This is a genomic window from Mesorhizobium sp. NPDC059054 (genome assembly GCF_042739215.1).
In the GTDB taxonomy this organism is placed as follows: domain Bacteria; phylum Pseudomonadota; class Alphaproteobacteria; order Rhizobiales; family Rhizobiaceae; genus Mesorhizobium.
In genome coordinates this window covers 180,993-204,906 of sequence record NZ_JBHYHV010000002.1, presented here as the reverse complement: position 1 = coordinate 204,906, position 23,914 = coordinate 180,993, and the positions used below count along the sequence as shown (strand labels likewise).

The window sequence follows — 23,914 nt, the reverse complement described above, 5'->3', positions numbered from 1 at the left end:
GTTCCATATTCTGAATTTCCAGACAAAAGAGGCGGAAGGCTAACCTCCCGCCATTGTCGTCAGCCGGTCCAGAGACCTGTTATTTCAGGGCTCCGACTTCCTTGTAGAATTTCTCCGCTCCCGGATGGAACGGGATGCCGGCGCTGGTAACCGCGTTCTGGAGCGTGATGAGCTTGCCCTTTGCATGGCCGGCCTGCAGCGCCTTCTGGGTTTCATCGCTGTAGAGAGACTTGACGATCTTGTAGACAAGGTCATCGGGCTGCTTGGCGCTGGTCACCCATTGGGCGGCAACGGATATAGTCTTGGTTTCGCCGACGTTCTTGTAGGTGTTGGCCGGCACGGTGTCGGTAGAGAAGAACTTCTGTTCTGCCAGAAGCTTGTCGGCTTCCGCCCCGGAGATCGGCACCAGCGTTATGTTGTTGGTGCTGGCGAGTTCGACAATGGCGCCGGTCGGATAGCCACCGACGAAGAAATAGGCGTCGAGCGCGCCATCCTGCAGCCGCTCGCCGGCCGGGCCGGGCTTAAGGTATTCAGGCTTTACGTCCTTTTCCGTCAGCCCGTAGGCTGCGAGCACCAGACGAGCATCGACGATGGTGCCGGAACCCGGTTCATCGAGAGAAACGCGCTTGCCCTTGAGATCCGCAACCGTTTTGATGCCGGCATCCGCGCGCGCCACCAGGTGGATAGTCTCGGGATACAGCGTCGCGATCAGCCGTAGATCCTCAACCTTTGGCTTGCCCTCATAAAGCCCTGTGCCCGAATGGGCCCAGTAGGCGACGTCGGATTGCGTGAACCCGGATTCGGATGCTCCCGATTGGATGGCGCTGATGTTGGCCACCGAACCGTTGGAGGATGTGGCGGTAGCGACCAGGCCTTCGACCCCCGCCGGTCCTGTCGCCGAGATCGAATTGGCGATCAGTCCGCCCACAGGGTAGTAGGTGCCTGAAGTGCCACCGGTGCCGATACGGAAAAAGGCTTGCTGCGCCCGTGCCGGCAAAAGGCCCGCCACCGCAAATCCTGCAGCAGCCGCACCGACGGCAAAAGCACGACGGCTGATCGAAACAGTCATGGTATGGTCCCTCTCAAAAACGGTCAGCATGTTTCAACAATTCGAATGTTGTCAACCTGCACGGAGTTTCGGCTGGACCACAGGGGCCACAGGTTCAAATCCCACGCAATTGCAAAATTCTCGGCGCGAATCGTGATCCCTTAGGGTCGTTCCCGCCAACCAAAGGTAAACCCGAGTTGTGGCTGGTAACCTCCGCTACAGATGGAAGCTGAACGCCACGACGTTAGAGAGACGCGAAGACGTCCTATGTGCGCGCACATGCGATCAAACGGATGTCCATGAGTTCAGCACTATGCCCACGAATGGCTCTCACCGAATCCGTAGCGGCGGCTCGCATTTCGGATCGGCTCCACGTAACCCGAACCGGCGCGCTATCTGGGTTTGGCCGCAGCCGCCGAAATTGCGTGAGCCACACGATCGACTTCCGCCAGGGGAAGCACGCTTGTGGCAATGCGGACGGCGTTGAGCGATTTCAGTGAAAATCTGGAACCGGCACTTACGGCGATGCCACGCGAGGCAAGCGTCACCAGCGCGAAGCTTTCCGATTCCACCGGTACAAAGACGCTAAGTCCTTCCCCTTCGTTGACTTCAATTCCCAATGCGAGCAGGGCAGATGCCAGGGCATGCCGGCGCGCCTGGTACGTGGCCCGGGCATGGCGAACAATGTTTTCGGTTTCCGCATCCTGGAGCAGCCAGGACGCCGCAGCCTGCAGGATGCGGCTGGTCCAGCCTGCGCTGAAGCTGCGATAGGATTGGATCTGTTCCACGATACTCGCCGAACTCGACAGAACAGCCAGCCTGAGATCCGGCCCAAGCGTCTTGGAATAGGACAGGACATGAATAACGCGATCCGGAAAGCGCCTTCCCAGCGATTGCCGGGAGGTCTCCGACACGTCGCCGACCCCGTCGTCTTCGATGATCAGCGCATCCGAGCCCTTGAGCACATCGCCAAGCGCTTCAAGGCGGTTCCGGGTGACGGAACTGCCGGTGACCGAATGGACCCTTGGCTGGAATAGAAACGCCACGGGCTTCGCTTTCAGCGCTTCCGCCAGGGCCTCAGGGATTGGTCCCTGGGCATCGCATCGGACCGGAATGATTGGAACATTGAGATCCTCGAGAATGTCGAGCAAGCGCAAGGCAGTCGGATCTTCGATGGCAACCGGTGCACCAGGCGGCACCAGCGCATGCAGCAGTGTGTAGACGGCATTGTATCCGCCGTTGGTGACGAGGAAGGCACCCGGATCATATGGCCAGCTCGGCCGGACGACCTGCTCGAGTTCCGGCAGGATGCGTTCCCGCTGATAGCTGTTCAACTGGCTGGCCTTCGCACCATGCAGCAGTGCCTGTTCGAGCGGAGGCAGCAATTCGATATCCGGCGAGGCGATGCCGAGATTAAGGACATCCGGCCCGTAGTTGCCGGTGCTGACAAGGCGAGTTGGGCGAGGAGCAAAACGATCTCCCATCACCCACGCGCCATTCCGGCCTCGCCCGCCGATGATCTTGTGGCGCCTGAGATCGGCCCAGGCGATGGAAATCGTTGCCGGACTGATGCCGAGCCGAAAGGCAAGATCGCGCACCGACGGCAACTTCGTTCCAACAGGAAGGAGCCCCGAGCGGATCATCGCTCCGGTTTCAAGCGCTATGCCGCGAGACGTTCGATCGCCAAGCCGATCCGCGAACCATTGAGCATCGTATTGATCAGCCATCGCCGCAACTTTAAATGTTTAATGCCATAATAACATTTGATGAAACGGACTTAAACATTTACGGAGCTGTCGTCAATTTTAGCAGTAAGAGGAAATTCATGCGCGTTCCGGTCAAGTTCGCCACCAGGGATTGGGACTATCTGACCCCGCTTATCCTGGGTGACGTGACCTCCGAGCGCCTCGAGGTCCAGGTCGAGCGCGTCGGAACGCTGATACCCGACCTTGCAGCGAGTGAGATCTACGATGCGGCGGAAGTGTCCTTCAGTCGCTACACATCCGCGATGGCCAAAGGCGTAGAGACCACTATCGGCGTCCCCTGTTTCATCATGCGCGGCTTTCGCCATCGGTGCATCATCACCACCGAAGCCAGCCCCATGGCCAAACTGTCGGATCTCGCCGGCAAGCGCATTGGCGTTACCGGTTGGCGCGATTCCGGCAACACGTGGACACGTGCGGCACTTCGGCGCGAAGGGGTCGGGGTGGAAGACGCCTACTGGTTCGCCGGGCGCCTGACGTCTTCCCATCCCGTCGTGGATCGTCTGGATGGTTTTGGCCGGCCGGGACGTATCGAGGCAACCCCCGATGAACGCCCGATGATGGAACTGCTCGCCGAAGGACAGCTCGATGCCGTTTTCACCCCCTTCATGCCCGACGGCTATTTTGACGACGGGGCGGGGTTTCGCCAGTTGCTGCCGGATTTCGCCGCGGCGGAAAAGGCTTACTTCGACACCGTTGGGTATGTACCGGGCATGCACATCGTCGCGGTCAAGCAGCAGCTTGCCCAAAGGCATCCGTGGCTTCCCCGCGAACTGGCGCGCCTTGTCGACGAGAGCCAGCGGCTTTGGACGTCCAAGCGGCGCAAATATGCCGAAACGACGCCCTGGATGTTCGAGGAGCTGCTGCGCTCGGCACGCACCCTGCCGCCCAGCTGGAACGACAGCGGACTGGAAGCCAACCACCAGATGATCAAGGACTTCATCACAGAACTGTCCGAGCAGGGCATCCTGGAATCTGACCTGACACCCCAGACCCTTTTTCCCTTCGAAGACAAGTTTTAGGCGACCAAGCCCGAAGCAACCGGACAAAATGACGGAGGAAATGCCATGAAGAAACCTGCCTTTGCTCTCGCCGCCCTGACAGTGATCCTCGCTGCGAACGCCGCCTGGTCCCAGGACATCCAGAAACAGTCTCAGGACGAAGCGTTGCGAGCACGTCTGCCCCAGGAAATTCGCGACGCGGGCAAGATGATCGCCGTCAACAACGGTTCGTTCCCTCCCTATGAAATCGTGACTGGTACCGAACTCACCGGAGCGACCAAGGACATTTCGACCGCGATCGGCGAATTGCTCGGCATCAGCATCGACCACGCTTCGGTTGCAGGCCTTCCCGCTCTGCTCAGCGGCATCAATTCCGGCCGGTATCAGTTCGCCATGGGTCCGGTCGGTGACTATCCCGACCGGCAGAAGGCCAACGACTTTGTCGACTGGGCGCGCGAATATGTCGTCTTCGCCGTCGAGAAAGGCAATCCGTCTGGCATCACCTCACTCGATGCGACTTGCGGCAAGCGCATCGCGGTGATGGCTGGCGGCTCCGCGGAAAAGGTCATCAAGGAACAGTCGAAGAAATGCACCGACGGCGGACATTCTGCCGTCGAGGTCCAATCCTTCACCGACCAGCCGAGCTCTATCCTCGCCGTGAGGTCGAAACGCTCGGACGCGTTCTTCTCCTCGCAGGCTCCGCTTACCTATTTCGTGCAGCAGGCCAACGGCCAGCTCGAACTTGCGGCCGTCGGTCAGGCGAACGGCTTCAAGGACATCTACCAAGGCGCCGTCGTCAAAAAGGACTCGCCTCTGGGCGGAGTGCTGCTCGATTCCTTCACGATCCTGATCAAGAACGGCACCTATGCCCAGATCATGAAGAAGTGGGGTCTTGAGAACAACATGATCGGCACACCCGGCATCAATCAGGGACAGTAGAGGCTATGTCCGGTTTCAACCCGTCGGATGATGCGCTGCGCGACGTCAAACTCGCGCATGTGCCCTTCCCCCTCGCCCGCGTTGCCCTATGGGCCGTCACCTTGGCCGTCGGACTGGGTTTCGCCTATATCGTTGCGATCAATCCGAACTTCGGCTGGCCGGTCGTCGCACAGTATTTCTTCGACCCGACTGTCATGCAGGGTCTGTCGGTGACGTTGGGCCTGACGGTTGTCGCCATGATCATCGGCGTCGTGCTTGGGCTGATCCTGGCCATTGCCCGCATGTCGCAAGACAGGCTGGCGTCTTCGCTGGCGGGATTGTTCATCTGGTTCTTCCGCGGAACGCCGCTGCTGGTGCAGCTCATCTTCTGGTACAACATGTCGACGTTGTTCCCTCGGATATCGATAGGCATCGCGAGCTGGAACACCAACGACCTGATAACGCCGCTGACCGCCGCCATTGTCGGCCTCGCCCTCAACGAGGCAGCCTATATGGCGGAGATCATCCGCGGCGGCCTGCTTTCGGTAGACAAGGGCCAGGCCGAGACCGCGCAAGCCTTCGGCATGACCAAGGCACGTGCGCTGCGGCGCATCATCATCCCACAGGCGATGAAGTCGATCGTCCCTCCAACCGGCAACCAGCTGATCAGCATGATCAAGGCGACCTCCCTGGTCAGCGTGATCGCCATGGCAGACCTGCTCTATTCCGTCCAGTCGATCTACAACCGCACGTTCGAAATCATCCCGCTGCTGCTTGTTGCGGTCCTGTGGTACCTGCTCATCACGTCGATCCTGAACATCGGGCAAAGTGCCATCGAACGTTATTACAGCCGCGGCGACCGTGGCCTTACCCCCGACAAGAAGAAGGAAAGTTCCATGCCCGCAGGAGCCGTCGATGAGCGCGCCTGAAACCGTTCTCGTTCGCGCTCGCGGCGTCCACAAAGCGTTCGGTCCGCTTGAAGTCCTGAAGGGTATCGACCTGGACGTGGCTGCCGGCGAGGTCGTGGTCATCCTCGGGCCGTCCGGCTCGGGCAAGTCGACCTTTCTGCGCTGCATCAATCATCTCGAGACAATCGATCAGGGTTTTGTCGAGGTGGATGGAGAGCAGATCGGCTTCCGCCTCAAGAATGGCCGGCTCAACAAGCTCACCAACCGCGAAATTGCCACCCAGCGCAGCAGGATCGGCATGGTGTTCCAGCAGTTCAATCTCTATCCGCACATGACGGCGTTGGAGAATGTGATCGAGGCGCCTATCGGAGTGCACAAGCAAAGTCGTGACGAGGCCACTCGCTATGCCCGCGAGCTTCTCACGCGCGTCGGCCTTTCCGAGAAATTCGGCGCCTATCCCCGGCAATTGTCGGGCGGACAGCAGCAGCGCGTAGCGATCGCGCGTGCACTGGCGATCCGCCCGCGCCTGATGCTCTTCGACGAACCCACCTCTGCACTCGACCCCGAACTCGTTGGTGAAGTGCTGGCCACGATGCGCGACCTGGCCAAGGAAGGGCTCACCATGATCGTGGTCACGCACGAGATCGGTTTTGCCAAGGAGGCCGCCGACCGCGTCGTCTTCATGGATGACGGCGTTGTCGTCGAACAGGGACCTCCCGGCGAGGTTCTGGCCAATCCCAAACATCCGCGGACCAGAAGTTTCCTCAGCCGCTTCATCTGACCGCCGCGCACGACCAAGGAAAACATTCCATGCCTTCAGCTTCAAATCAGTTCGTCCGCATCTCGGATCTCGAGGAACGCGCCCGCGAACTCATCGAGACCCGCAGACATCTCCATGCCCATCCGGAACTGTCCTTCGAAGAGCATGAAACGGCTTCCTATGTCGCCGAGCAGCTCGAAAGCTGGGGCTACGAGGTGACCCGCAATGTCGGCGGTCTTGGCGTCGTGGGGCGCCTGAAGCAAGGCAACGGCGGTCGCAGCATCGCGATACGTGCGGACATGGATGCCTTGCCGATCCAGGAAGCCACCGGCTTGGGCTATGCCAGCACGGCAGACGGAAAGATGCATGCCTGCGGCCATGATGGCCACACCACCATGTTGCTCGGCGCAGCCGAATATCTTGCGCGCACACGCCACTTCAACGGGACGATCAACCTGATCTTTCAGCCGGCCGAAGAGGCAGGCAAGGGCAGCGGCGCCCAAGCCATGATCGCGGACGGCCTTTTCGAACGTTTCCCTTGCGATGCGATCTTTGGCCTCCACAATCATCCGGGCGCACCGGCAGGAACCTTCCTCATGCGATCGGGGCCATTGATGGCTGCAGCCGACACGGCCACGCTCACCATCGCCGGGCGCGGCGGCCACGCTTCCCGTCCACACCTGACTGTGGACCCGATTGTGGTTGCGGCCAATATAGTCATGACGCTGCAGACGATCGTGTCGCGCAATGTCAATCCTACTGAGACAGCCGTCGTGACGGTCGGGACCATTCACGGCGGAACGGCATCGAACGTGATTCCCGAAAGCGCGGAAATCACCGTCAGCATCCGCTCCTTTTCGCCGGAGGTGCGTGATACGCTCGAGCAACGTGTCCGCAGCATCGCGTCCTCGGTCGCCGAGGCGCATGGCGCCAGTGTTTCCATTGACTATGAGCGTGGCTACCCGGTGGTCATCAACTCGGAACAGGAAACCGCCTTCGCGAGCACGGTTGCCGAGGAACTGGTGGGTGAGGACAAGGTCGGCATCTGCCCGATGATACCAGGCAGCGAAGACTTCGCTTATTTCCTGGAGCACAAACCCGGCTGCTTCCTGCGCCTCGGCAACGGCGTCGACTCGGCGATCCTGCACAGCTCCAGATACGACTTCAATGACGACAGCCTAACCACCGGTGCCGCGATGTGGGCCCGACTGGCCGAGCGGTTTCTGTCTATCTAGAACATTCCCGCATCGGCTCACCCGAGGCGCGTGGCCAATTGACCACGCGAGCATGCCTCAAATCAAAACGGCCACGTGTTGGATTTCAGCTGGACCATACCCGGTCGAGAAGGCCGAGCCAGTTAGCGCCGATGACCTTCTCGATTTTCGAATTTGTCCACCCAGCACGCGACATGGCATCCGCCAGATTCGGGAAATCGCTGATCCGCCGTATCCCGTCGGGGTTCTTGACCTCGCCGAAATCGGTCAATTTGCGTCCAAACCCCTTGTCGTGCGTGATCCAGTCGAAGAATTCTTCGCCGTAGCCTTGCGTGAAATCCGTGCCGATGCCGACGGAATCTTCCCCTACAAGATTGATCACATAGTCGATCGCGCCGACGTAGTCTCCGATATCGGATTGGGCGCCCTTCGGGAGGAAGGGCGGGAACATCGTGACGCCGACGAATCCACCCTTTTCGACGATGTAACGAAGCTCCTCGTCGCTTTTGTTGCGGGGATGGGCCTTCAGTCCGGCTGGAAGGCAATGGGAATAGGCAACCGGCTTGCTCGATGAATCGATAACGTCTCTCGACGTCTTGGGGCCGACATGGCTGAGGTCGCACAACATGCCCACTCGGTTCATTTCGGCCACCACCTCACGGCCGAAATCCGAGAGGCCGCTATCCCGGCCTTCATAACACCCGCTTCCGACCCAGTTCTGCGTGTTGTAGGTCATCTGGGCGATACCGACGCCCAGACTTTTCAGTATCTCGACATAACCTATCTGGTCTTCGAAGGCTGTGGTGTTCTGCATCCCGAGGATGATGGCCGTCTTGCCCGCCTTTTTCGCTTGAACGATATCTTCGGTGGAGCGTGCCTTGACGATTTCGTCCGCATATTGGCGAAACCACCCGTTCCATTTCGCTATATTTTGGACTGTCGCCTCGAATCCCTCCCAGACACTGCAGGTACAGTTTGCTGCCGTAAGGCCAGCTTGGCGCATCTCCCTGAAGATGTCTCCGTTCCAGTTGGAGATGATAAGGCCGTCAATGACCACGGAATCGTCGTAAACCTGTCTTGCAGACTTGTTCATGCTATTCTCACTTTCAGATTGGATCGGTTTTTCGCCGGCGGAAAGTTCAAGTATTGGCGCCTTGAACTCTTGTTATTTCAAACCGGCAGCAGTCGAAGCCCATCGCTTCGCACTGGACCTCCCGACACTCGACCTCGAACGGTTTGCGACCTTGTCCGTCGAATAAGTACTGAAGTCCCCCGGCGAAAAAGCCTTCGAACATGTAGCAGGTCGCGTGGTCAGCGCCGGAAGGGCTCTCCAGCGCATAGATCGAGTTTTTGAGGGTAATTTCGGCACTCCCGAGATCTTCAGCGACGCGCTCCAGTTTGAACTGTCCCCAGCCTCTCGCGGTCAGGCGTTCGAGGTAGTGCTCAAAAACGGGAAAGCCGGATATGTCGTAGGTTTCAGCCTGTTTCCGGCACCAGTAATAGGCTGATTTGGCGCCTGCCTGGTACAGAACGTCGCGATACCTGGACAAGCCGAGAGCGCTTTCGACTTCCTTGTGAACATTCACCATGAAGTGACGGGGGATGTAGAGCATGGGCAGACCATCGGTCTCCCAGATCCCGGTCGCTTCGTCCACGTCGATATCTACCGATGGCAGCATGCTTCACCTTATTGAATCGTCTGGATGTATCGGTGCACACAGGGCCGGCTTTTGCGGGCAGCGCTGTTGCCTGGTGCACATCTCGTAGAGGGGCCGAACTATACCGCCACGCCCTTCTTCGAAGCCTGAATCAGGCTTGCGCCAGCCGTTTCAGGCATCTCGCCGAATAGGGAGACTCGCGACGTTTCGCGCAGTGCCAAGCCGCCAGCCATCGCGAGTACTGCGATCGCAATCAGATAGAATGCCGGAGAAAGATTGTTTCCGGTGCGTTCGATCAACCACGTCGCCATCAAAGGCGCCGTGCCTCCGAAGACTGTGTAGGATACGTTGTAGGTGAAAGCCGAGGCGGTGTAGCGCGTGCGGGTCGGAAACGATTCCGACATCAAGGTTGCCGTTACCACGCCACAAGACAGCGCCCCTATTGCGAGCAACAGCACGCCGGCGACGGCGTAGAGTACGGAGCCCGAGCTTGCCAGCCCGAAGGCGGGCAAAACCGTCAGGATGACCCAACCGCAAATCAGCCCGATCGACTTCCGCCGCCCGATGCTGTCCGAGATCCGACCGGCGACCGGGCATGCGGCGGCGGCGAAGAACAGGGCCACCGTCGATACCAGGAGCGCTTGAGGTCTGGTGAGATTTCCCACCACCTGGAGATACGTCGCGAAATAGGTGGTGAAGGTGTAGAAAGACAACGCCGTGAGCGAAATGAAGGCTCCAAGACGCAGGATCGTGCCGGCTTGGCTTTGCAATGTCTCCCTCAAGGGAGAATGTGCATGCAGATTCTCCTCGGCCGCCATGGCCTTGAACGCGGGCGTCTCAGACATCCGCCACCGCAAGAACAGGCCGATGATGCCGAGCGGTGCCGCGACGATGAATGGAACCCGCCATCCCCAGGACGCCATCGCCTCGCTGGAAAGACTGTTTTCCATTGCGAAGACCAGAAGAGCGGCCGAGGCGAAGGCGGTAAATGTCGAGACCGGAACGAAGCTTCCATACCAACCCCTGCGATGATTTGGCGAATGTTCCATGACATATGCCACCGAGCCGGCATATTCCCCGCCGGCCGAGAAGCCCTGGAGGCAACGCAAGAGGGTCAAAAGAACCGGCGCCATCACGCCGATGCTGCCATGCGTCGGCAGCAAGCCGATCAGGGTTGTGGCACCCGCCATCATGAGGATCGTCAGCGACAGGATGCTTTTGCGTCCGACCTTGTCGCCGAGAATTCCGAAGAAGATGCCGCCCAGGGGCCGCATCGCGAACGCCACGGCGAAGACACCGAACGTCTTGAGAAGTCCCAGACTGACGCTTGAGCTTGGAAAGAACTGGTTCGCGATGATCGTTGCGAGAAAGCCATAAACCGCGAAATCGAACCATTCCACGAAATTGCCTATAGCCGCCGCGCTGATTACCTTTCGCAGCGTTTTGGTTGAAGTCTGCGGGTCTGCCTGCGCTGTCATGCCGATATCCTCCCGAATCTGACATTGGGTCTGAAATGGAACTTTGGCCCTCTGCCGGAAGCTGGTGCTGCACCTGCTTGCCGACCACCGGTGTGCCTTTTCGGCTTTTTCCGGCTTGTACGTGAGTGCCACCGTTCCGTTCGATCTCCCCTGCACCGCATGGGTGACAAAGGAATTTCAAACAGCACGACGCGATACGCCGACGATCCGAACCGTCGGAATCCCGTCGATCAGTTCCTTTCCTCGTCACAAGGATCGTAGTGGCAGAGTTATTTGTAAAATATCGATGAGAGCTTTATTGATAATCTTGGGATATCAATGGAGGACTCATGGCCCTCGATTTGCGACACTTGCGTGCCTTCCTCGTTCTTGGAAACGAGCTCCATTTTGGGCGAGCTGCCAACACGCTGCGCATCGCGCAGCCGGCACTCTCAAAAACCGTTCAGCAGCTCGAGTCCGAGATAGGTGCACCCTTGCTCACCCGCACGACGCGACGGGTTGAACTAACAGAGGCAGGGAAAGTGTTTCTGACGGAAATTTCCGGCATTGCCGGTCAGATCGACCTGGCTATCGCAAAGACGCGCAAGGCAGCGCGAGGTTTGCAAGGCGAACTGCGCGTCGCCTACACAGATTTTGCAATCAACGGAAAGCTGCCCGAGTTCCTGCGGGATTTCAACCTCGCGCATCCGGATATTCATCTGGATCTCATATTCATGCCAACCGTTCGCCAGCACGTCGCCATTCTTCAAAACTCGATCGATATCGGTTTCATGTACGGAGAATTCGACCACCAGTCCACCAACAGCCTGGTTTTCGACGAGAACGAATACGTCGTGGTTCTGGCGTCGGACCATCCGCTCGCGAAAAACGAGACACTGACGCTGACGGAGCTCAAAGACGAGAAGTTTGTATTCGGGACAGGTGATAGTTGGGTTGTGTTCCGACAGCAGGTTTTCGCCAAATGCCGCGCGAGAGGCTTCTTTCCCGACATCGCTTTGGAAGCGACAAACAGCGATGGAATTTTCGGGCTTGTGATCGTGGGTGCGGGCGTGGCCATCTATTCCAGCTGTATAGGAAACATGGCACGGCACGGGGTCGCGGTTCGCCCGCTCAGCGACCTGCCTGAGAAACTTCCAATCTCGGCCGTGTGGGATCGCAGTAACCGCTCGAAGGTGCTCAGCACCTTTCTCAAACACCTGCGAAATCACCGCCGGGGTCTCGGGGCCGGTGAATAGCACGGCTTTGAAATCGAGCTGATCAGGCGGGCGGTCCAATGACGTTGCCATGCCCATCCGAACCGACGATACAGGTGGCGAACTGCCCTATAAACCATTGATAGACAATGATGATGGTGGGCCCGGAGGGACTCGAACCCCCAACCAAGCGGTTATGAGCCGCCGGCTCTAACCATTGAGCTACAGGCCCCACGCGGGCTGGATAGTGTTTTTCCAGTCCACGCACAAGGCTTTACGAGCTCTCTCGCCAAGATCGCCCAAATCAATCCATATTCGATGCTTAATCGGGCCATCGCCACTGGCGAACAACGGAGTTTTTCGATGACCAGAGCCTTTTTACCCCTAGCCCTTGCCGCCGCCGTCGCAATGCCAGCAGTCGCCGGCGCGGCCGAGACCCCGCAGCCGCCGCGCATCATCGTGTCGGGCGAAGGCGAGGCAACCGTGGCGCCTGATCTCGCCCTTCTGTCGCTCAGCGTCATGCGTGAGGCCAAGACCGCACGCGAGGCGCTCAACGCCAACAACGATGCCATGGCTGCCGTCATCGCCGCCATGAAAGCGGCCGGTATCGCCGAGCGCGATCTGCAAACGGCGAGCATCCAGATCAACCCGCGCTACAACTACCCCAACAAGACCGACGGCGGTGAGGAGCCGAAACTGATCGCCTACCAGGTCACCAATACGCTGTCGGTGCGTGTGCGCGACATTGCCAAAACAGGCGAGATTCTCGACAAGGCCGTGTCGCTTGGCGTGAACCAGGGCGGCGGCATCTCATTCACCAATGAGAACCCGGCCACCGCCATCACCGAGGCACGCAAGAAGGCAGTGGCCGATGCCCTCGCCAAGGCCAAGACGCTTGCCGAAGCGGCAGGCGTCAGCGTCGGCAAGGTTGTGGAAATCACCGACCAGAACTATGCCCCGCCGCCCATGCCGATGAATGCCAAGGCTTTTGACGCCGCCGGCGCGTCCGTGCCGATGCAGGCCGGTGAAAATGCCTACAAGGTCGTGGTCAACGTCACCTTCGAACTGAAGTGATCGCACGCAGGACGCCAGAATAATCTGGCGCCCACCGGGCAACCGAAGCAGACAAGAAAAACCCCGGAGGAGCGATCCTCCGGGTTTTTTTTGCATCCGTTTAAATAGCGGCTGCGCTTAGAGCCTTTGTTTTTACGCAATTCCGGACGGGAAACCGCTACGCACTTTTCCTGGAATTGCGCTTAGCGATAGACCGGGCAGCCACGCTCGCGGCCGAACACGACCATCGTGCGCTCACCGTCCTCACGGCCGACGACCTTGATCACGCGACGATTCACATCGACGATGCGGGCGCGCCAGATCCCCATGCGCTCAGCCTTGTTCAACGCTCGTTCCGGCGAGCAGCCGCGACGCTCCCAGCGGTCACGGCGCCAGTCGCGGTGATCGCGGTCGCCGGCGTAGACGCCGAAGCGCGGCTCGCCATTGCCGAAGTTCAGATAGATGCCCTCGGCCTGCGCGGTCGCCGGGACGGCGGCCAGAGCGCCAAAAGCGACGAAAGCCGAAAGTGCGGCAGCCTTGATCTTGGTCAACATGGTCTTCTCCTTATGGAAGCGTTGTCTGCTTGAACCCTGTTCGCCGAAGCGATGATGTGACCATAACGAGGCTTGGCTGAACCGAACGGGAACCGCCTGTTCATGCGAGGTTCATTTCACCGGTGGCCATAGTCGGGTATGGAAAATGAACGGCGGCATTGCCGCGTGCATGCTTATTCGTCGACAGACCCGACTTCAGGGCTCCTCATCGAGCACGTAATCGAAATAGTCTTCCGGTTCGGCGAGATCGGTCTCGCTGGCGCGTACGCGCCCCCGCATCGAAATGCCGGCTTCATGCACCGTCTCGGCACTGCCGGAAACCAGCCGATGCCACCAGTAGAGATCGTGCCCCTCGGCAACGAGCCGGTAGGCGCAAGTCGATGGCAGCCAGCTGATGGTGCGCACATTCTGCGGCGTGAGACCGACACAGTCGGGCACCTTGGCCAAACGGTTGGCATAGTCGTGGCAGCGGCAGGTGCCGGCGTCGAACAGGCGACAGGCGACACTCGTCCAATAGATTTCGCCGGTATCCTCGTCCTCGAGCTTCGACAGGCAGCATTTGCCGCAGCCGTCGCACAGCGATTCCCACTCGGCCGGAGACATCTCCTCCAGAGTCTTGGTCTTCCAGAACGGTTCGCTTTCCATCCGGCGCATGTGGCGCGCCGCGGCGGCAACGTCAAGCGCGCTTGGCCTGCGCCATCAAAACGCCCGTTCGATACCCCTATTCTCACCGCTGTGGCTCTTGCCGGCCGAACCGGCCGCGCAAACGGGCCCCAGCAGCGTCCCCGCAAAGGAGATTCGACATGAAACGCCAACAACGGATTCTGACCGGAACCGCGCTCGGCCTGCTGATGGCCTCGACACCACTCGCCGCCCTGCCGCTCCAGGACGACCCAGCGGCACGCGCCGCATCCCCCCTTGTTCTGGCGCAAGCAGAAGGTGACGGCTCAGCCGAAAGCAGCCAGCCGCCGGTGGAACAGGCTGCGCCGGAGCCGCAACCCGAACCAGTTGCCGCGCCTGAGCCCGTGGCGGCGCCAGAACCCGCGCCAGCAGTCGAGCAGGCCCCTGCACCCGAACCAACCACGATACAGGCGCAGCAGGAACCGGAGGCCGCAGAGCCATCTGCCGAGCCTGAATTGCCGCGCAAGAAACGCAAGCAGAGCGAGGAGCAGGCGGAACCCGCACCGGCAGAACAATCCGCACCCGCCGAAGCCGCTCCTGCTCAACAGGAGGCTCCGGCCGCCGAGCCGGAGCAGCCGCGCAAGAAGCGCAAGCAGAGCGAAGAGCAGCCGGCACCCGCCGAAGCTGCGCCTGCCCAACAGGAAGCGCCGGCCGCCGAGCCCGAACAGCCGCGCAAGAAGCGTAAGCAGAGCGAGGAGCAGCCGGCACCCACCGAGGCCGCACCTGCCCAACAGGAAGCGCCGGCTGCCGAGCCGGAGCAGCCGCGCAAGAAGCGCAAGCAGGAGCAGACTGAACCTGCAGCCGAGCAGTCGGCGCCTGCCGAAAAGGCACCGGAGGCCAAACCCGCCGAACCGGAACAGAAATCCGCCGAGCCCGAGCAGAAGCCGGCTGGGAAGAAACCCGCCAAGGAAGAACCTGCGGCCAAACCGGCGGAAGAACCAGCCCAGGCAAAACCAGATGAGAAGCCTGCCTCCGAGCAGTCGAAGCCAGCGGAACCCGCGCAGAGTGGAGAGAAACCGGCGACCGGAGAACAGAAACCGGCTGGACAGGGCGAGACGACCACCAAGCCCGCCGATGAGGCGCAGCCCGGCGAACAGCCGAAAACCGGTGAACCGACCGAGCCGGCGCAGGGCGGGCAGCAGCCTGCACCGACCGAAGGCGAGCAGACGCCGGCAGCCGGAGAACAGAAGCCGGCCGGCCAGCAGACCGAAGCGCCGGCCAACCCCAATGCCGCGCCGATCTTCGATAGCCAGAAGGATACTCAGCGTCCGGTCAAGGGCCAGGAAGGCACCACCGCCCAGCCGCAACAGCCTGGCCAGGCACCGGCCGAACAGCCGGCGGCACAGCCTGCCCAACCAGCTCAGCAACCGGCCGAAAAGGCGCCACCACCCGCCGACGACAGGGCAGCGCAGGTGACAATCCAACCGGAGAAAATCGCTCCGGTGACGGAAGAAAAAGGCACGCGGCTCGAACGTGCGCCCGATTTCGACGTGCGCCGGCGTCCACGTCCCGAAGGCGCCGACATCGTCAAGAACTTCGGCGATCGTACGATCATCCAGTTCAACAACCAGGTGATCGTCGAAAGCAACGAGCGTCCGCGCATCACCCGCGACGCGCAGGATGTCTATTACGAGGACCTGCCGCGTGGCCGCACGCGCGAGACCATCGTGCGTGACAACGGCAACCAGATCATCACCATCCGCAATCGCAATGGCGATATCGTCAGGCGGTCTCGCATCACGCCGGACGGGCAAGAATATGTGCTGAGCTATGTCGACGAGCGCTACTATGAAGACATGAACGAATGGCGCGATCCGGGCGACGAGCTGCCGCCGATCTATGTCGACATTCCGCGCGAGGAATACATCCTGGAATCGGAGTATGTCCGCAGCCCTGACGACTATTATCTCTTCCTAGAGCGGCCACCGGTGGAGAAGGTCAAGCGTCTCTATTCGATCGACGAGGTCAAGCGCTCGGCGCGCGTGCGTGATATCGCCCGCCGCATCGATCTCGACACGCTGAACTTCGAGTTCGGCTCGGCCACGATCCCCGAAAGCGAGGTGCAAAAGTTGCAAGGTGTCGCGGAAGCCATGCAGAAGCTACTCGCCAAGAACCCGGCCGAGACCTTCCTGATCGAAGGTCACACCGACGCCGTCGGGTCGGATGTCGCCAATCTGGCGCTGTCCGACCGCCGCGCCGAGGCGGTGGCCAACGCATTGAGCAGCGTCTTCGACGTCCCGCCGGAAAACCTGAGCACGCAGGGCTACGGCGAACGCTATCTCAAGGTGAAGAGCGACAAGCCGGAGCGCGAGAACCGGCGCGTCGCCATCCGCCGCATCACCCCACTGGTGGCGCCGATGGCTAACGCAAAATAGGCGGTTCTGCTCCTAGGGCATTGATTCGCCACATTGGGAGTCCCAAATGTTAGTGGGGTTCCCTGCCCCGTCCCGTCCTGAACGGGACGTCAAAGAGACCCGGCCGGCTTACTCCACCGACCGGGTCTTTTGTTGGAGCATTTCGCGTCTTGCCAAGACCGCGCCGCTCACTCAAAACGACGCCGATTGAAAGCACGGACGCATTTTATGAAACGCCTCGAACTCGCCATTGAATCCATCATCCTGGCCTCACGCTGGCTTCTGGTGGTCTTCTACCTCGGGCTCGGCCTGGCGCTCGCCATCTATGCGCTCTCGTTTGCCAAGAAACTCTATGAGTTCATCACCAAGGTGATGGTGCTGGGCGACACCGACACGATCCTGAAGATCCTCGGCCTCATCGATGCAGCGCTCGTCGCCTCGCTGGTGGTGATGGTCATTATCTCGGGCTACGAAAACTTCGTCAGCCGCTTCGACGAGCATGACGGCAAGGTGCACTGGCTGGGCACGATCGATGTCGGTTCGCTGAAGGTCAAGGTCGCCTCGACCATCGTGGCGATCTCGTCGATCCATCTGCTGCAGGTGTTCCTCAACTCCTCGTCCTATTCGACCGAGCAGTTGATGTGGCTGACCATCATCCACCTCACCTTCGTGCTGTCCGCGCTGATGCTGGCCTATATCGACAGGCTGATGGGCCACGGAAAAGACGACAAGAGCGCTTCGCCCGACTGATCGCAGCGCTCTCCGATCAGCCCTAGAACAGCCCGGTCACCTTGGTTTCGGTGCGAGCGAACACTTCGTCCGGCACGAAGAAGTCGCCGGCCAGGGCACCCTTTGCGCCGGGCGCGTATTTCGAGAAATCAGTGATCCCCTCGGCACGCAGCACTTCCTCGTCGATGTAGAAATTTCCGGTCGCCTCGCGCGATGGGCGCGTCAGGATGGCATGCGCTGCGTCCGCCATGATCTCTGGCGAACGGCTCATCGCCGCCACCGTCTCGCCACCGAGAAGATTGCGTATTGCTGCCGTGTCGATCGCCGTCAACGGCCACAGCGAATTGACCGCGATACCTGCCGAGGCGAATTCGGCGCTCATGCCCAGCGTGCACATCGACATGCCGAACTTCGCCATCGTGTAGGCGACATGGCCCTTGAACCACTTGGCTTTCATGTCAAGCGGCGGCGCCAGATTCAAAATATGAGGGTTTGACGCTAACTTAAGGTGCGGAATGCACATTTTGGAAACGAGGAAGGTGCCGCGCGTGTTGATCTGGTGCATCAGATCGTAGCGTTTCATGTCGGTTTCCAGCGTGCCGGTAAGCTGGATGGCACTGGCATTGTTCACACAGATATCGATGCCGCCGAAACGCTCGACCGTTTTGGCGACGGCTTCAGCGACCTGTGGCTCTTCGCGAATGTCGCACAGCACCGGAAGCCCCTTGCCGCCGACCTTTTCGATCTCTTCGACAGCTGTGTGAATGGTGCCAGGCAGCTTGGGGTGCGGCGTATCCGTCTTGGCCGCAATGGTGACATTGGCGCCATCGCGCGCGGCCCGCAACGCAATCGCCAGCCCAATGCCGCGCGATCCGCCTGAAATGAACAGCGTCTTTCCCTTGAGCGACATGCCATCGACCTCCCTGCAGCAACGGTCGATCCTTGCCCGGTCTGAACAGGGATGCAAGGCACGAAAATCCCGATCGGTGATGACGCAGGGGAGGCCTGACTAGACCAGCACCAAGCCCTGTCGCATGGCGATCGCAATCGCGTCCGTGCGGTTGGCGGCGCCGAGCTTTGTCAGGATCGCCGCGACATGGAATTTGGCGGTATGCACGGAAATGTCGAGCCGACGGGCGATCACCTTGTTGGGCGCGCCTTCGGCCAACAAGGCCAACACCTCCGCTTCGCGCGGCGACAGCGACGGCCGCGCGGCAACCTCATGGTCGCCACTCAGGTGATCGTCCGCTTCCGCTGCGAAATCGACCGATTCCAAAGCTTCTTCGTCGCGGACCGCATGATATCCGGCCGCCGCCAGCCGCGCTGCGGCAGCGATCAGCCCGTCCTCGGCATTCGGTGGCAAAACGGCAAAGACACGCCCCGCGCTGCCATTGACGGCGGCAACGGGGCGAGACGACAGGAGCACCAGCGGCACCGCCAGCTGAAGGGCGGCGTTGTCGACTATAGCCACGTCGACGCCAGAAACGCTGCCTGCCGGCACCGGCGCAAACTCCTCGCTGGCGGCCAGCGATGCCGACAGCCGTTCGGCCCGCCCGGCATCGCCGAGCGCGATCAGCACTGTCAGTCGCCTGCCTGCCATCGATCCTCTCAGTTCAGCGGCTTTTCGCCGATCGTCACGACAACCTCGCTGCGGTCGCCGCCGCGCAGGATGCCAAGCTTGACCGAAGTGCCGGCGCTGTCAGGCCCCAGCCTTCTCATCAAGCCACGCGGCCCTTCCACCGGCTCGCCATTCCAAGCCACGATGATGTCGCCGACATGCAGTCCGGCGGCCTTGGCCGGACCATTGTCGTCCAGTCCCATCACCATGGCACCGGTCGTGTCGCCATCGCGCGCAGGGTGCAAGGCTGCGCCCAGATAACCACGCACGACATGGCCCTTCTCCTTCAGCACGGCCACCGTACGCTCGATGGTCTCGAACGGAATGACCAGAGCACGGCGGCGTGGCCCGAACAGAAGCATGCCGATCAGTCCGCCTCCGGCATCCAGCACCGGCCCGCCTTCGAAGCGCCCGCCGGCGCCGACAGCGAGATTGATACGCCGGTCGATGGTGCCGCCACGCATCGAGCGCCAGGCCGGCCCAACTTCACCGACCGTTCCGAGCACGGCAAGTGCCGCGCCCCCGCTGTTGCCGATGGCAATCGCGACATTGCCGGGTCGCACGGCAGCGGCCTTCGCCAAAACCGGCAGGCTGGGTTGCTCGGTCTTCAACAGTGCAACGCCGGTTGAGGGATCGCGGCCGGCGAGCGTCGCCTTCACGCCTTCGCCGGAGCCGAGCGTCAATTCGAGTTCATCGTCGACATCGAGGACCTCCTCGGCAGCGACGAAGTAGCCTGCCCCCCAATGAAAGGCAGAGGCGGTACGGCCGTGATGCACATTGAGACTGGCGGCAGCAGACGCCGCGCCTTCCGCGATATCGGCGACGGCGTCCGAAAAGGCGCCAAGATTGAAGTCGCTCATGATGACCTCCGGGATTGTTGGTTTCCCAGATATCGCCGTCTCGGGCCGGCAATGGTACTCGCCTGACGGCTAGGAAAACCGGCTGCTGGCCATCTGGTCAGGTCGCGGTGAAACCTCGTGCTCCGCACATATAGGCATCGATCCGCATTTTCACATGGGAAGCCTGCCATGGCACTGCCTGCTCTCGATCCAGTTGCCCAGGACGACACTCTGCTCGATGCCTATTCTTCCACGGTCGCTGATGCCGTCGACCGTATCGGTCCCGCTGTCTGCCGCATCGAGCGGATCGGCGGGCGCGGCGGGCATGGTTCGGGTTTCGTCATTTCGCCAGATGGGTTGATTATCACCAATTTCCACGTCGTCGGCGACGCCCGCGCCGTGCGCGTCGCCATGCCCGACGGCACTGTCGATGAGGGGCGCGTGCTCGGTTCCGACCCAGACACCGACATCGCGCTGGTGCGTGCTGGCGGTTCCTTCGCCAACGTGGCCCCTTTGGGCGATTCCAAACGGCTCAGGCGCGGGCAGATCGCGATCGCCATCGGCAATCCGCTGGGTTTCGAATGGACGGTGACCACCGGTGTCGTCTCCGCGCTCGGTCGCTCCATGTGCGCCACTACGGGTCGGCTGATCGATGATGTCATCCAGACCGACGCCGCGCTCAATCCCGGCAACTCCGGCGGCCCGCTGGTCTCGTCTGCCGGCGAAGTCATCGGCGTCAACACTGCCATGATCCCCGGTGCGCAGGGCATCGCTTTCGCGGTCGCTTCCAACACCGCCAATTTCGTCATCGCCGAGATCATCCGCTTCGGCCGTGTGCGACGCGCCTTCATCGGTATTTCCGCAGATACGACGAACCTGCCGCGCCGTGCAGCACTGCTTTCCCAGGTCACCAGCAGCACGGCGGTGCGGCTGCGCAGCGTTGAGCCCGGCGGCCCTGCGGCAAAGGCTGGATTGAAGGAAGGCGACATCGTCGTCGCCATCGATGGACGGCCGGTGACCGGCGTCGACGATCTGGTCAGGATGCTCGACGCCGAACGCATCGGCCGTGAAACGGTCTGCACCATCCTGCGCCGCACCGGCGTCAGCCACGTCGCGGTGACGCCGGTGGCGAGGGCTGGATGACGCTACCAGCCGGCGAGTACGATCTTGCCCAGCGTGGTGCCGGATTCGATCTGGGCGTGCGCGCGCTTCAAATTCGCTGCCGAGATCGTTCCATAGGTGTCGGTCATGGTGGACTTGACCTTGCCGGCATCGACCAGCCCAGCCACTTCGGTCAGAAGCTCGTGCTGGCGGATCATGTCCGCGGTCTGGTGCACGGGCCGCGCGAACATCATTTCCCAGTGCAGGGACAACGCCTTCGATTTGAACAGCATGACGTCGAAGGATTTCGGGTCGTCGATCAAGGCCACCCTGCCCTGAGGCGCGATCAGCTTGGCGATCTCGTCCGCGTGGGCACCGCTGTGGGTCAGTGAAAACACGAAGGCAGGCGTACCGATGCCAAGCGCGGCCACCTGATCCGACATGGACTTGCGATGGTCAATCACATGGTGCGCACCCCGCGCTTTGACCCATTCGACCGTTTCAGGCCGCGAGGCGGTGGCGAGGACTGTCAGATCGGTCAGGGCACGCAGAAGCTGGATGGCGATCGAACCGACACCACCAGCGGCCCCGACGATGACGATGGCGTTGGCTGCACCAGCAACCGGCCGGGTCACCTCAAGTCGATCGAACAGCGCCTCATAAGCAGTGATTGTCGTCAGCGGCAAAGCGGCAGCCGCCGCGAAATCCAGGGAATGTGGCTTCAGCGCCGCGATCCGCTCGTCCACCAGATGGAATTCGGCATTCGAGCCGGGCCGGTTGATCGCTCCGGCGTAATAGACCGCGTCGCCGGGCTTGAACAGGCTCACGTCCGGACCGGTTTCAACGACGATGCCAGCGGCATCCCAGCCAAGCACCCTGTGCTGACCATCGGCCGGCTTCGCGCCGGCGCGGACCTTGGTGTCGACCGGATTGACTGAAACGGCCTTGACCTCGACCAATATGTCCCGGCCAAGAGCCTTTGGGCGCGGCAGCTCGATGTCGACGAGGGATGAAGGCGCCGATATCGGCTGCGGTTCCAGATACCCGATGGCACGCATGGCATGTCTCCTTTTTTGCGTACATGCCAGATGTGCTCTATGTGCGTTTATCGCAAGAATGCACTTTTAGTGTATATAGTGTCGAAAAAGGTACCATTGAGGAATCCCATGGGCCGCATCCGTCATCAAGATCTGCGCAGTTCGCCAGCCTGTCCCGTGGAAGGCACATTGGAACTCATCGGCGGCAAGTGGAAAGGCGTGATCCTGTACCATCTCATCCAGCAGGGCACACTTCGCTTCAACGAATTGCGCCGCAAGATGCACGTCACCCAGCGCATGCTGACCAACCAGCTGCGCGAGCTGGAGGCGAGCGGCCTCATCGACCGCAAGGTCTACGCGGAGGTTCCGCCCAGGGTTGAATATTCGCTGACCGAGCGTGGGCGGTCACTGGAGCCGATCATCCTGGCGCTGAAGCGCTGGGGAGACGACAACATTCTCGCCATGGGTTACGTCGCGCCGGGCAATTGCTAGCGCCACCGCGTCTTCGACGAGCCTATTGGGCCGCAAACACTCTGCGCAGGAAATTCACCAGCCACACCGCCAATTCGCCAGTTGGGTCCAGGTCGGGATCGAAGATCGTCATGTTCATGCCGACGCATCCCGGCCTGGCCACCAGGTCGCCCAGGATAGCGACGAGTTCATCCGGAGCGATGCCCGGACTGCCCGGAGAATCGACTGCTGGCATCACCGTCTGGTCGAGCGCGTCGACATCGAAATGCAGCCAGTGGCGACTGCCGCGCGCCAGCACTGGCTCGGCCTTGGCAATCACACCTGCCGCGCCAAGCTCGCGCGCGGCGAAAACGTCGACCAGCGTGATATCCGTCGCCTCGATATCGCGCCAGGCGTAGTCGGGATCACGGTTCTCGCGCTCGCCGATCTGGATCACGTGATCGTCGCGAAGCAAGGGACCTTCCACGCCCGGCCATTCCGTGAGCAGCGCCTCGCCGCGCCCTGTCGCGGCCGCCAGATCCATGCCCGCAGCCGAACTCAACGGCAGCTTGTCGTCGTCATTGCCTGGATGGCGAAAGTCGCTGTGGCCGTCGACATGTACCAGGGACAACGGTCCCGAGCGCCGCATACCGGCCAAGGCGCCAAGTAGGATCGTGCAATCGCCTCCGACAATGAGCGGAAACGCCCCTCGTCGAATCGTATCCGCAACAATATCAGCCAGTTGCAGGTTGAAACTCCGCATCGCCGGACCGTTGCGTAGCTTCGTATCAGGCTGCGGCTCGATGCTATACGCGGGCCGTTCCATATCGACGACCTGCGCCGGCGCCAGCGCTTCGACCAGCCCAGCCTCCGTCAACGCTTGCGGCGCCCGCCAGGTGCCGGGTTCATGGCCGGGTCTCAGCGGACGCAGGCCGAGATTGAAGGGAGCTCGGATGAGACAGATGTCACGCATGGAAAGGGCCCGTTTCATGCGCCAGCATAGGTCGCCTATGATACCGGCGCCATCTCGAGCCAACCCGACAGCGGTTCGCTGCCGACAATTCCTGTCAGGTGACTTCACCCAAGACCCGGCTACTTGGCGACCGCCTCCGGCGCGAACTGCGCCAGGAATTCCTCGCTCGGAGGGATCGGCTTGATCACGTCGATCAGCACACCATTGGGATCGCGGGTGATGAAATGGCGCTGGCCGAAGGCCTCGTCACGCAGCGACCGCAATATCGGCAATCCGGCCGCCACCGCCCGCTCGTGCACGGCGTCAACATCCTTCACTTCGAAATTGATAAGCAGGCCGGAAGCGCGGCCTCTTCCTTCCACCGGGATGGTCTCGTGATCGCCCTGCACGATGCCGAGATTGACGCGCTTGTCCTCGGAGGATTGCAGATGCACGTACCAGTCGCTTTCGAACAGCGGCTTGAAACGGAAATGCTCGACATAGAAGGCCGTGGTGCCGGCAACGTCGCCGGTCATCAGCACGGGGTAATAGCTGGTGGTTTTCATGGCTTTCCTTCCTCTCGAAATAAACATACAGTCTGCATG

At 61.0% G+C, this 23,914-nt stretch carries 24 protein-coding genes and 1 tRNA gene; 11 read left to right on the top strand and 14 right to left on the bottom strand.

Annotation, left to right across the window (positions count from 1 at the left end):
- Positions 1-79: 79 nt before the first annotated feature.
- Positions 80-1,069: a TAXI family TRAP transporter solute-binding subunit gene (locus tag ACFWXH_RS08820; RefSeq protein ID WP_379119333.1), complete on the bottom strand. Its 990-nt coding sequence runs from the start codon at positions 1,067-1,069 to the stop codon at positions 80-82.
- Between the two features lie 371 nt (positions 1,070-1,440).
- Complete coding sequence (locus tag ACFWXH_RS08815) at positions 1,441-2,775, bottom strand: PLP-dependent aminotransferase family protein (RefSeq protein WP_379119331.1); 1,335 nt, start codon at positions 2,773-2,775, stop codon at positions 1,441-1,443.
- A gap of 98 nt (positions 2,776-2,873) precedes the next feature.
- Between ACFWXH_RS08815 and ACFWXH_RS08810 the strand changes: the two genes are divergently transcribed.
- Genes ACFWXH_RS08810 through ACFWXH_RS08790 form a run of 5 tightly spaced genes read left to right on the top strand, consistent with a single transcriptional unit; the run spans position 2,874 to position 7,633 of the window.
- Positions 2,874-3,833 (top strand): nitrate ABC transporter substrate-binding protein, encoded by a 960-nt coding sequence (locus ACFWXH_RS08810; RefSeq protein ID WP_379119329.1) that lies wholly within the window; start codon positions 2,874-2,876, stop codon positions 3,831-3,833.
- 45 nt (positions 3,834-3,878) lie between these two features.
- Positions 3,879-4,751 carry an ABC transporter substrate-binding protein gene (locus ACFWXH_RS08805; RefSeq protein WP_379119327.1) on the top strand — a complete coding sequence of 291 codons (873 nt, stop codon included), beginning with the start codon at positions 3,879-3,881 and terminating at the stop codon, positions 4,749-4,751.
- 5 nt (positions 4,752-4,756) lie between these two features.
- Positions 4,757-5,659 carry an amino acid ABC transporter permease gene (locus tag ACFWXH_RS08800; RefSeq protein ID WP_379119325.1) on the top strand — a complete coding sequence of 301 codons (903 nt, stop codon included), beginning with the start codon at positions 4,757-4,759 and terminating at the stop codon, positions 5,657-5,659.
- Positions 5,646-6,419, top strand: coding sequence for an amino acid ABC transporter ATP-binding protein (locus tag ACFWXH_RS08795; RefSeq protein WP_379119323.1), 774 nt, complete (start codon positions 5,646-5,648; stop codon positions 6,417-6,419). Before ACFWXH_RS08800 ends, ACFWXH_RS08795 begins: the two co-directional genes overlap by 14 nt.
- A gap of 29 nt (positions 6,420-6,448) precedes the next feature.
- Positions 6,449-7,633, top strand: coding sequence for a M20 aminoacylase family protein (locus tag ACFWXH_RS08790; RefSeq protein ID WP_379119321.1), 1,185 nt, complete (start codon positions 6,449-6,451; stop codon positions 7,631-7,633).
- A gap of 85 nt (positions 7,634-7,718) precedes the next feature.
- Here ACFWXH_RS08790 and ACFWXH_RS08785 read toward each other — a convergent pair whose 3' ends face one another.
- The 3 genes from ACFWXH_RS08785 to ACFWXH_RS08775 all read right to left on the bottom strand — a co-directional run bounded on the left by ACFWXH_RS08785 (position 7,719) and on the right by ACFWXH_RS08775 (position 10,748).
- Positions 7,719-8,705: a dipeptidase gene (locus ACFWXH_RS08785; RefSeq protein WP_379119319.1), complete on the bottom strand. Its 987-nt coding sequence runs from the start codon at positions 8,703-8,705 to the stop codon at positions 7,719-7,721.
- Positions 8,706-8,751: 46 nt separating this feature from the next.
- On the bottom strand, positions 8,752-9,291 hold the full coding sequence (locus ACFWXH_RS08780) for a DUF5943 domain-containing protein (protein ID WP_379119317.1): 540 nt from the start codon (positions 9,289-9,291) through the stop codon (positions 8,752-8,754).
- A 98-nt stretch (positions 9,292-9,389) separates the two neighbouring features.
- A complete protein-coding gene (locus ACFWXH_RS08775) occupies positions 9,390-10,748 on the bottom strand; it encodes an MFS transporter (RefSeq protein WP_379119315.1) in 1,359 nt (452 codons plus the stop codon).
- Between the two features lie 329 nt (positions 10,749-11,077).
- Between ACFWXH_RS08775 and ACFWXH_RS08770 the strand changes: the two genes are divergently transcribed.
- Positions 11,078-11,983 carry a LysR family transcriptional regulator gene (locus ACFWXH_RS08770; protein ID WP_379119313.1) on the top strand — a complete coding sequence of 302 codons (906 nt, stop codon included), beginning with the start codon at positions 11,078-11,080 and terminating at the stop codon, positions 11,981-11,983.
- Positions 11,984-12,097: 114 nt separating this feature from the next.
- On the opposite strand, the gene ACFWXH_RS08765 is transcribed toward ACFWXH_RS08770, so the two are convergent.
- Positions 12,098-12,173, bottom strand: a tRNA-Ile gene (locus ACFWXH_RS08765).
- A 131-nt stretch (positions 12,174-12,304) separates the two neighbouring features.
- Here ACFWXH_RS08765 and ACFWXH_RS08760 point away from each other — a divergent pair.
- A complete protein-coding gene (locus tag ACFWXH_RS08760) occupies positions 12,305-13,015 on the top strand; it encodes an SIMPL domain-containing protein (protein ID WP_379119311.1) in 711 nt (236 codons plus the stop codon).
- Positions 13,016-13,197: 182 nt separating this feature from the next.
- Here the strand turns inward: ACFWXH_RS08760 and ACFWXH_RS08755 are convergent, their stop codons facing one another.
- Together ACFWXH_RS08755 and ACFWXH_RS08750 are read right to left on the bottom strand one after the other, a co-directional pair.
- Positions 13,198-13,548 carry a hypothetical protein gene (locus ACFWXH_RS08755; protein WP_054310666.1) on the bottom strand — a complete coding sequence of 117 codons (351 nt, stop codon included), beginning with the start codon at positions 13,546-13,548 and terminating at the stop codon, positions 13,198-13,200.
- A 195-nt stretch (positions 13,549-13,743) separates the two neighbouring features.
- The gene (locus ACFWXH_RS08750) at positions 13,744-14,202 is read right to left on the bottom strand and encodes a YcgN family cysteine cluster protein (RefSeq protein WP_379119309.1); all 459 of its coding nucleotides are present in this window, start codon (positions 14,200-14,202) and stop codon (positions 13,744-13,746) included.
- Between the two features lie 149 nt (positions 14,203-14,351).
- On the opposite strand from ACFWXH_RS08750, the gene ACFWXH_RS08745 reads away from it, so the two are divergent.
- Both ACFWXH_RS08745 and ACFWXH_RS08740 read left to right on the top strand, forming a co-directional pair.
- Entirely contained in the window at positions 14,352-16,604 is a 2,253-nt protein-coding gene (locus tag ACFWXH_RS08745; RefSeq protein ID WP_379119307.1) for an OmpA family protein, read from the top strand.
- A 207-nt stretch (positions 16,605-16,811) separates the two neighbouring features.
- A complete protein-coding gene (locus ACFWXH_RS08740) occupies positions 16,812-17,333 on the top strand; it encodes a TIGR00645 family protein (RefSeq protein ID WP_379119305.1) in 522 nt (173 codons plus the stop codon).
- A gap of 22 nt (positions 17,334-17,355) precedes the next feature.
- Here ACFWXH_RS08740 and ACFWXH_RS08735 read toward each other — a convergent pair whose 3' ends face one another.
- The 3 genes from ACFWXH_RS08735 to ACFWXH_RS08725 form a co-directional block, all read right to left on the bottom strand.
- A complete protein-coding gene (locus ACFWXH_RS08735) occupies positions 17,356-18,222 on the bottom strand; it encodes an SDR family oxidoreductase (RefSeq protein WP_379119303.1) in 867 nt (288 codons plus the stop codon).
- A 99-nt stretch (positions 18,223-18,321) separates the two neighbouring features.
- The gene (locus ACFWXH_RS08730; protein ID WP_379119301.1) at positions 18,322-18,912 is read right to left on the bottom strand and encodes a response regulator transcription factor; all 591 of its coding nucleotides are present in this window, start codon (positions 18,910-18,912) and stop codon (positions 18,322-18,324) included.
- Positions 18,913-18,920: 8 nt separating this feature from the next.
- A complete protein-coding gene (locus ACFWXH_RS08725; protein WP_379119299.1) occupies positions 18,921-19,790 on the bottom strand; it encodes a S1C family serine protease in 870 nt (289 codons plus the stop codon).
- Positions 19,791-19,958: 168 nt separating this feature from the next.
- Between ACFWXH_RS08725 and ACFWXH_RS08720 the strand changes: the two genes are divergently transcribed.
- The gene (locus tag ACFWXH_RS08720) at positions 19,959-20,912 is read left to right on the top strand and encodes a S1C family serine protease (protein WP_379119297.1); all 954 of its coding nucleotides are present in this window, start codon (positions 19,959-19,961) and stop codon (positions 20,910-20,912) included.
- Positions 20,913-20,914: 2 nt separating this feature from the next.
- Here the strand turns inward: ACFWXH_RS08720 and ACFWXH_RS08715 are convergent, their stop codons facing one another.
- On the bottom strand, positions 20,915-21,928 hold the full coding sequence (locus ACFWXH_RS08715) for a zinc-binding alcohol dehydrogenase family protein (protein ID WP_379119295.1): 1,014 nt from the start codon (positions 21,926-21,928) through the stop codon (positions 20,915-20,917).
- Positions 21,929-22,036: 108 nt separating this feature from the next.
- On the opposite strand from ACFWXH_RS08715, the gene ACFWXH_RS08710 reads away from it, so the two are divergent.
- Entirely contained in the window at positions 22,037-22,399 is a 363-nt protein-coding gene (locus ACFWXH_RS08710; protein ID WP_379119294.1) for a winged helix-turn-helix transcriptional regulator, read from the top strand.
- A gap of 22 nt (positions 22,400-22,421) precedes the next feature.
- On the opposite strand, the gene ACFWXH_RS08705 is transcribed toward ACFWXH_RS08710, so the two are convergent.
- Both ACFWXH_RS08705 and ACFWXH_RS08700 read right to left on the bottom strand, forming a co-directional pair.
- Complete coding sequence (locus ACFWXH_RS08705; RefSeq protein WP_379119292.1) at positions 22,422-23,330, bottom strand: arginase family protein; 909 nt, start codon at positions 23,328-23,330, stop codon at positions 22,422-22,424.
- 119 nt (positions 23,331-23,449) lie between these two features.
- On the bottom strand, positions 23,450-23,875 hold the full coding sequence (locus tag ACFWXH_RS08700) for a VOC family protein (protein WP_379119290.1): 426 nt from the start codon (positions 23,873-23,875) through the stop codon (positions 23,450-23,452).
- Positions 23,876-23,914 lie beyond the last annotated feature (39 nt).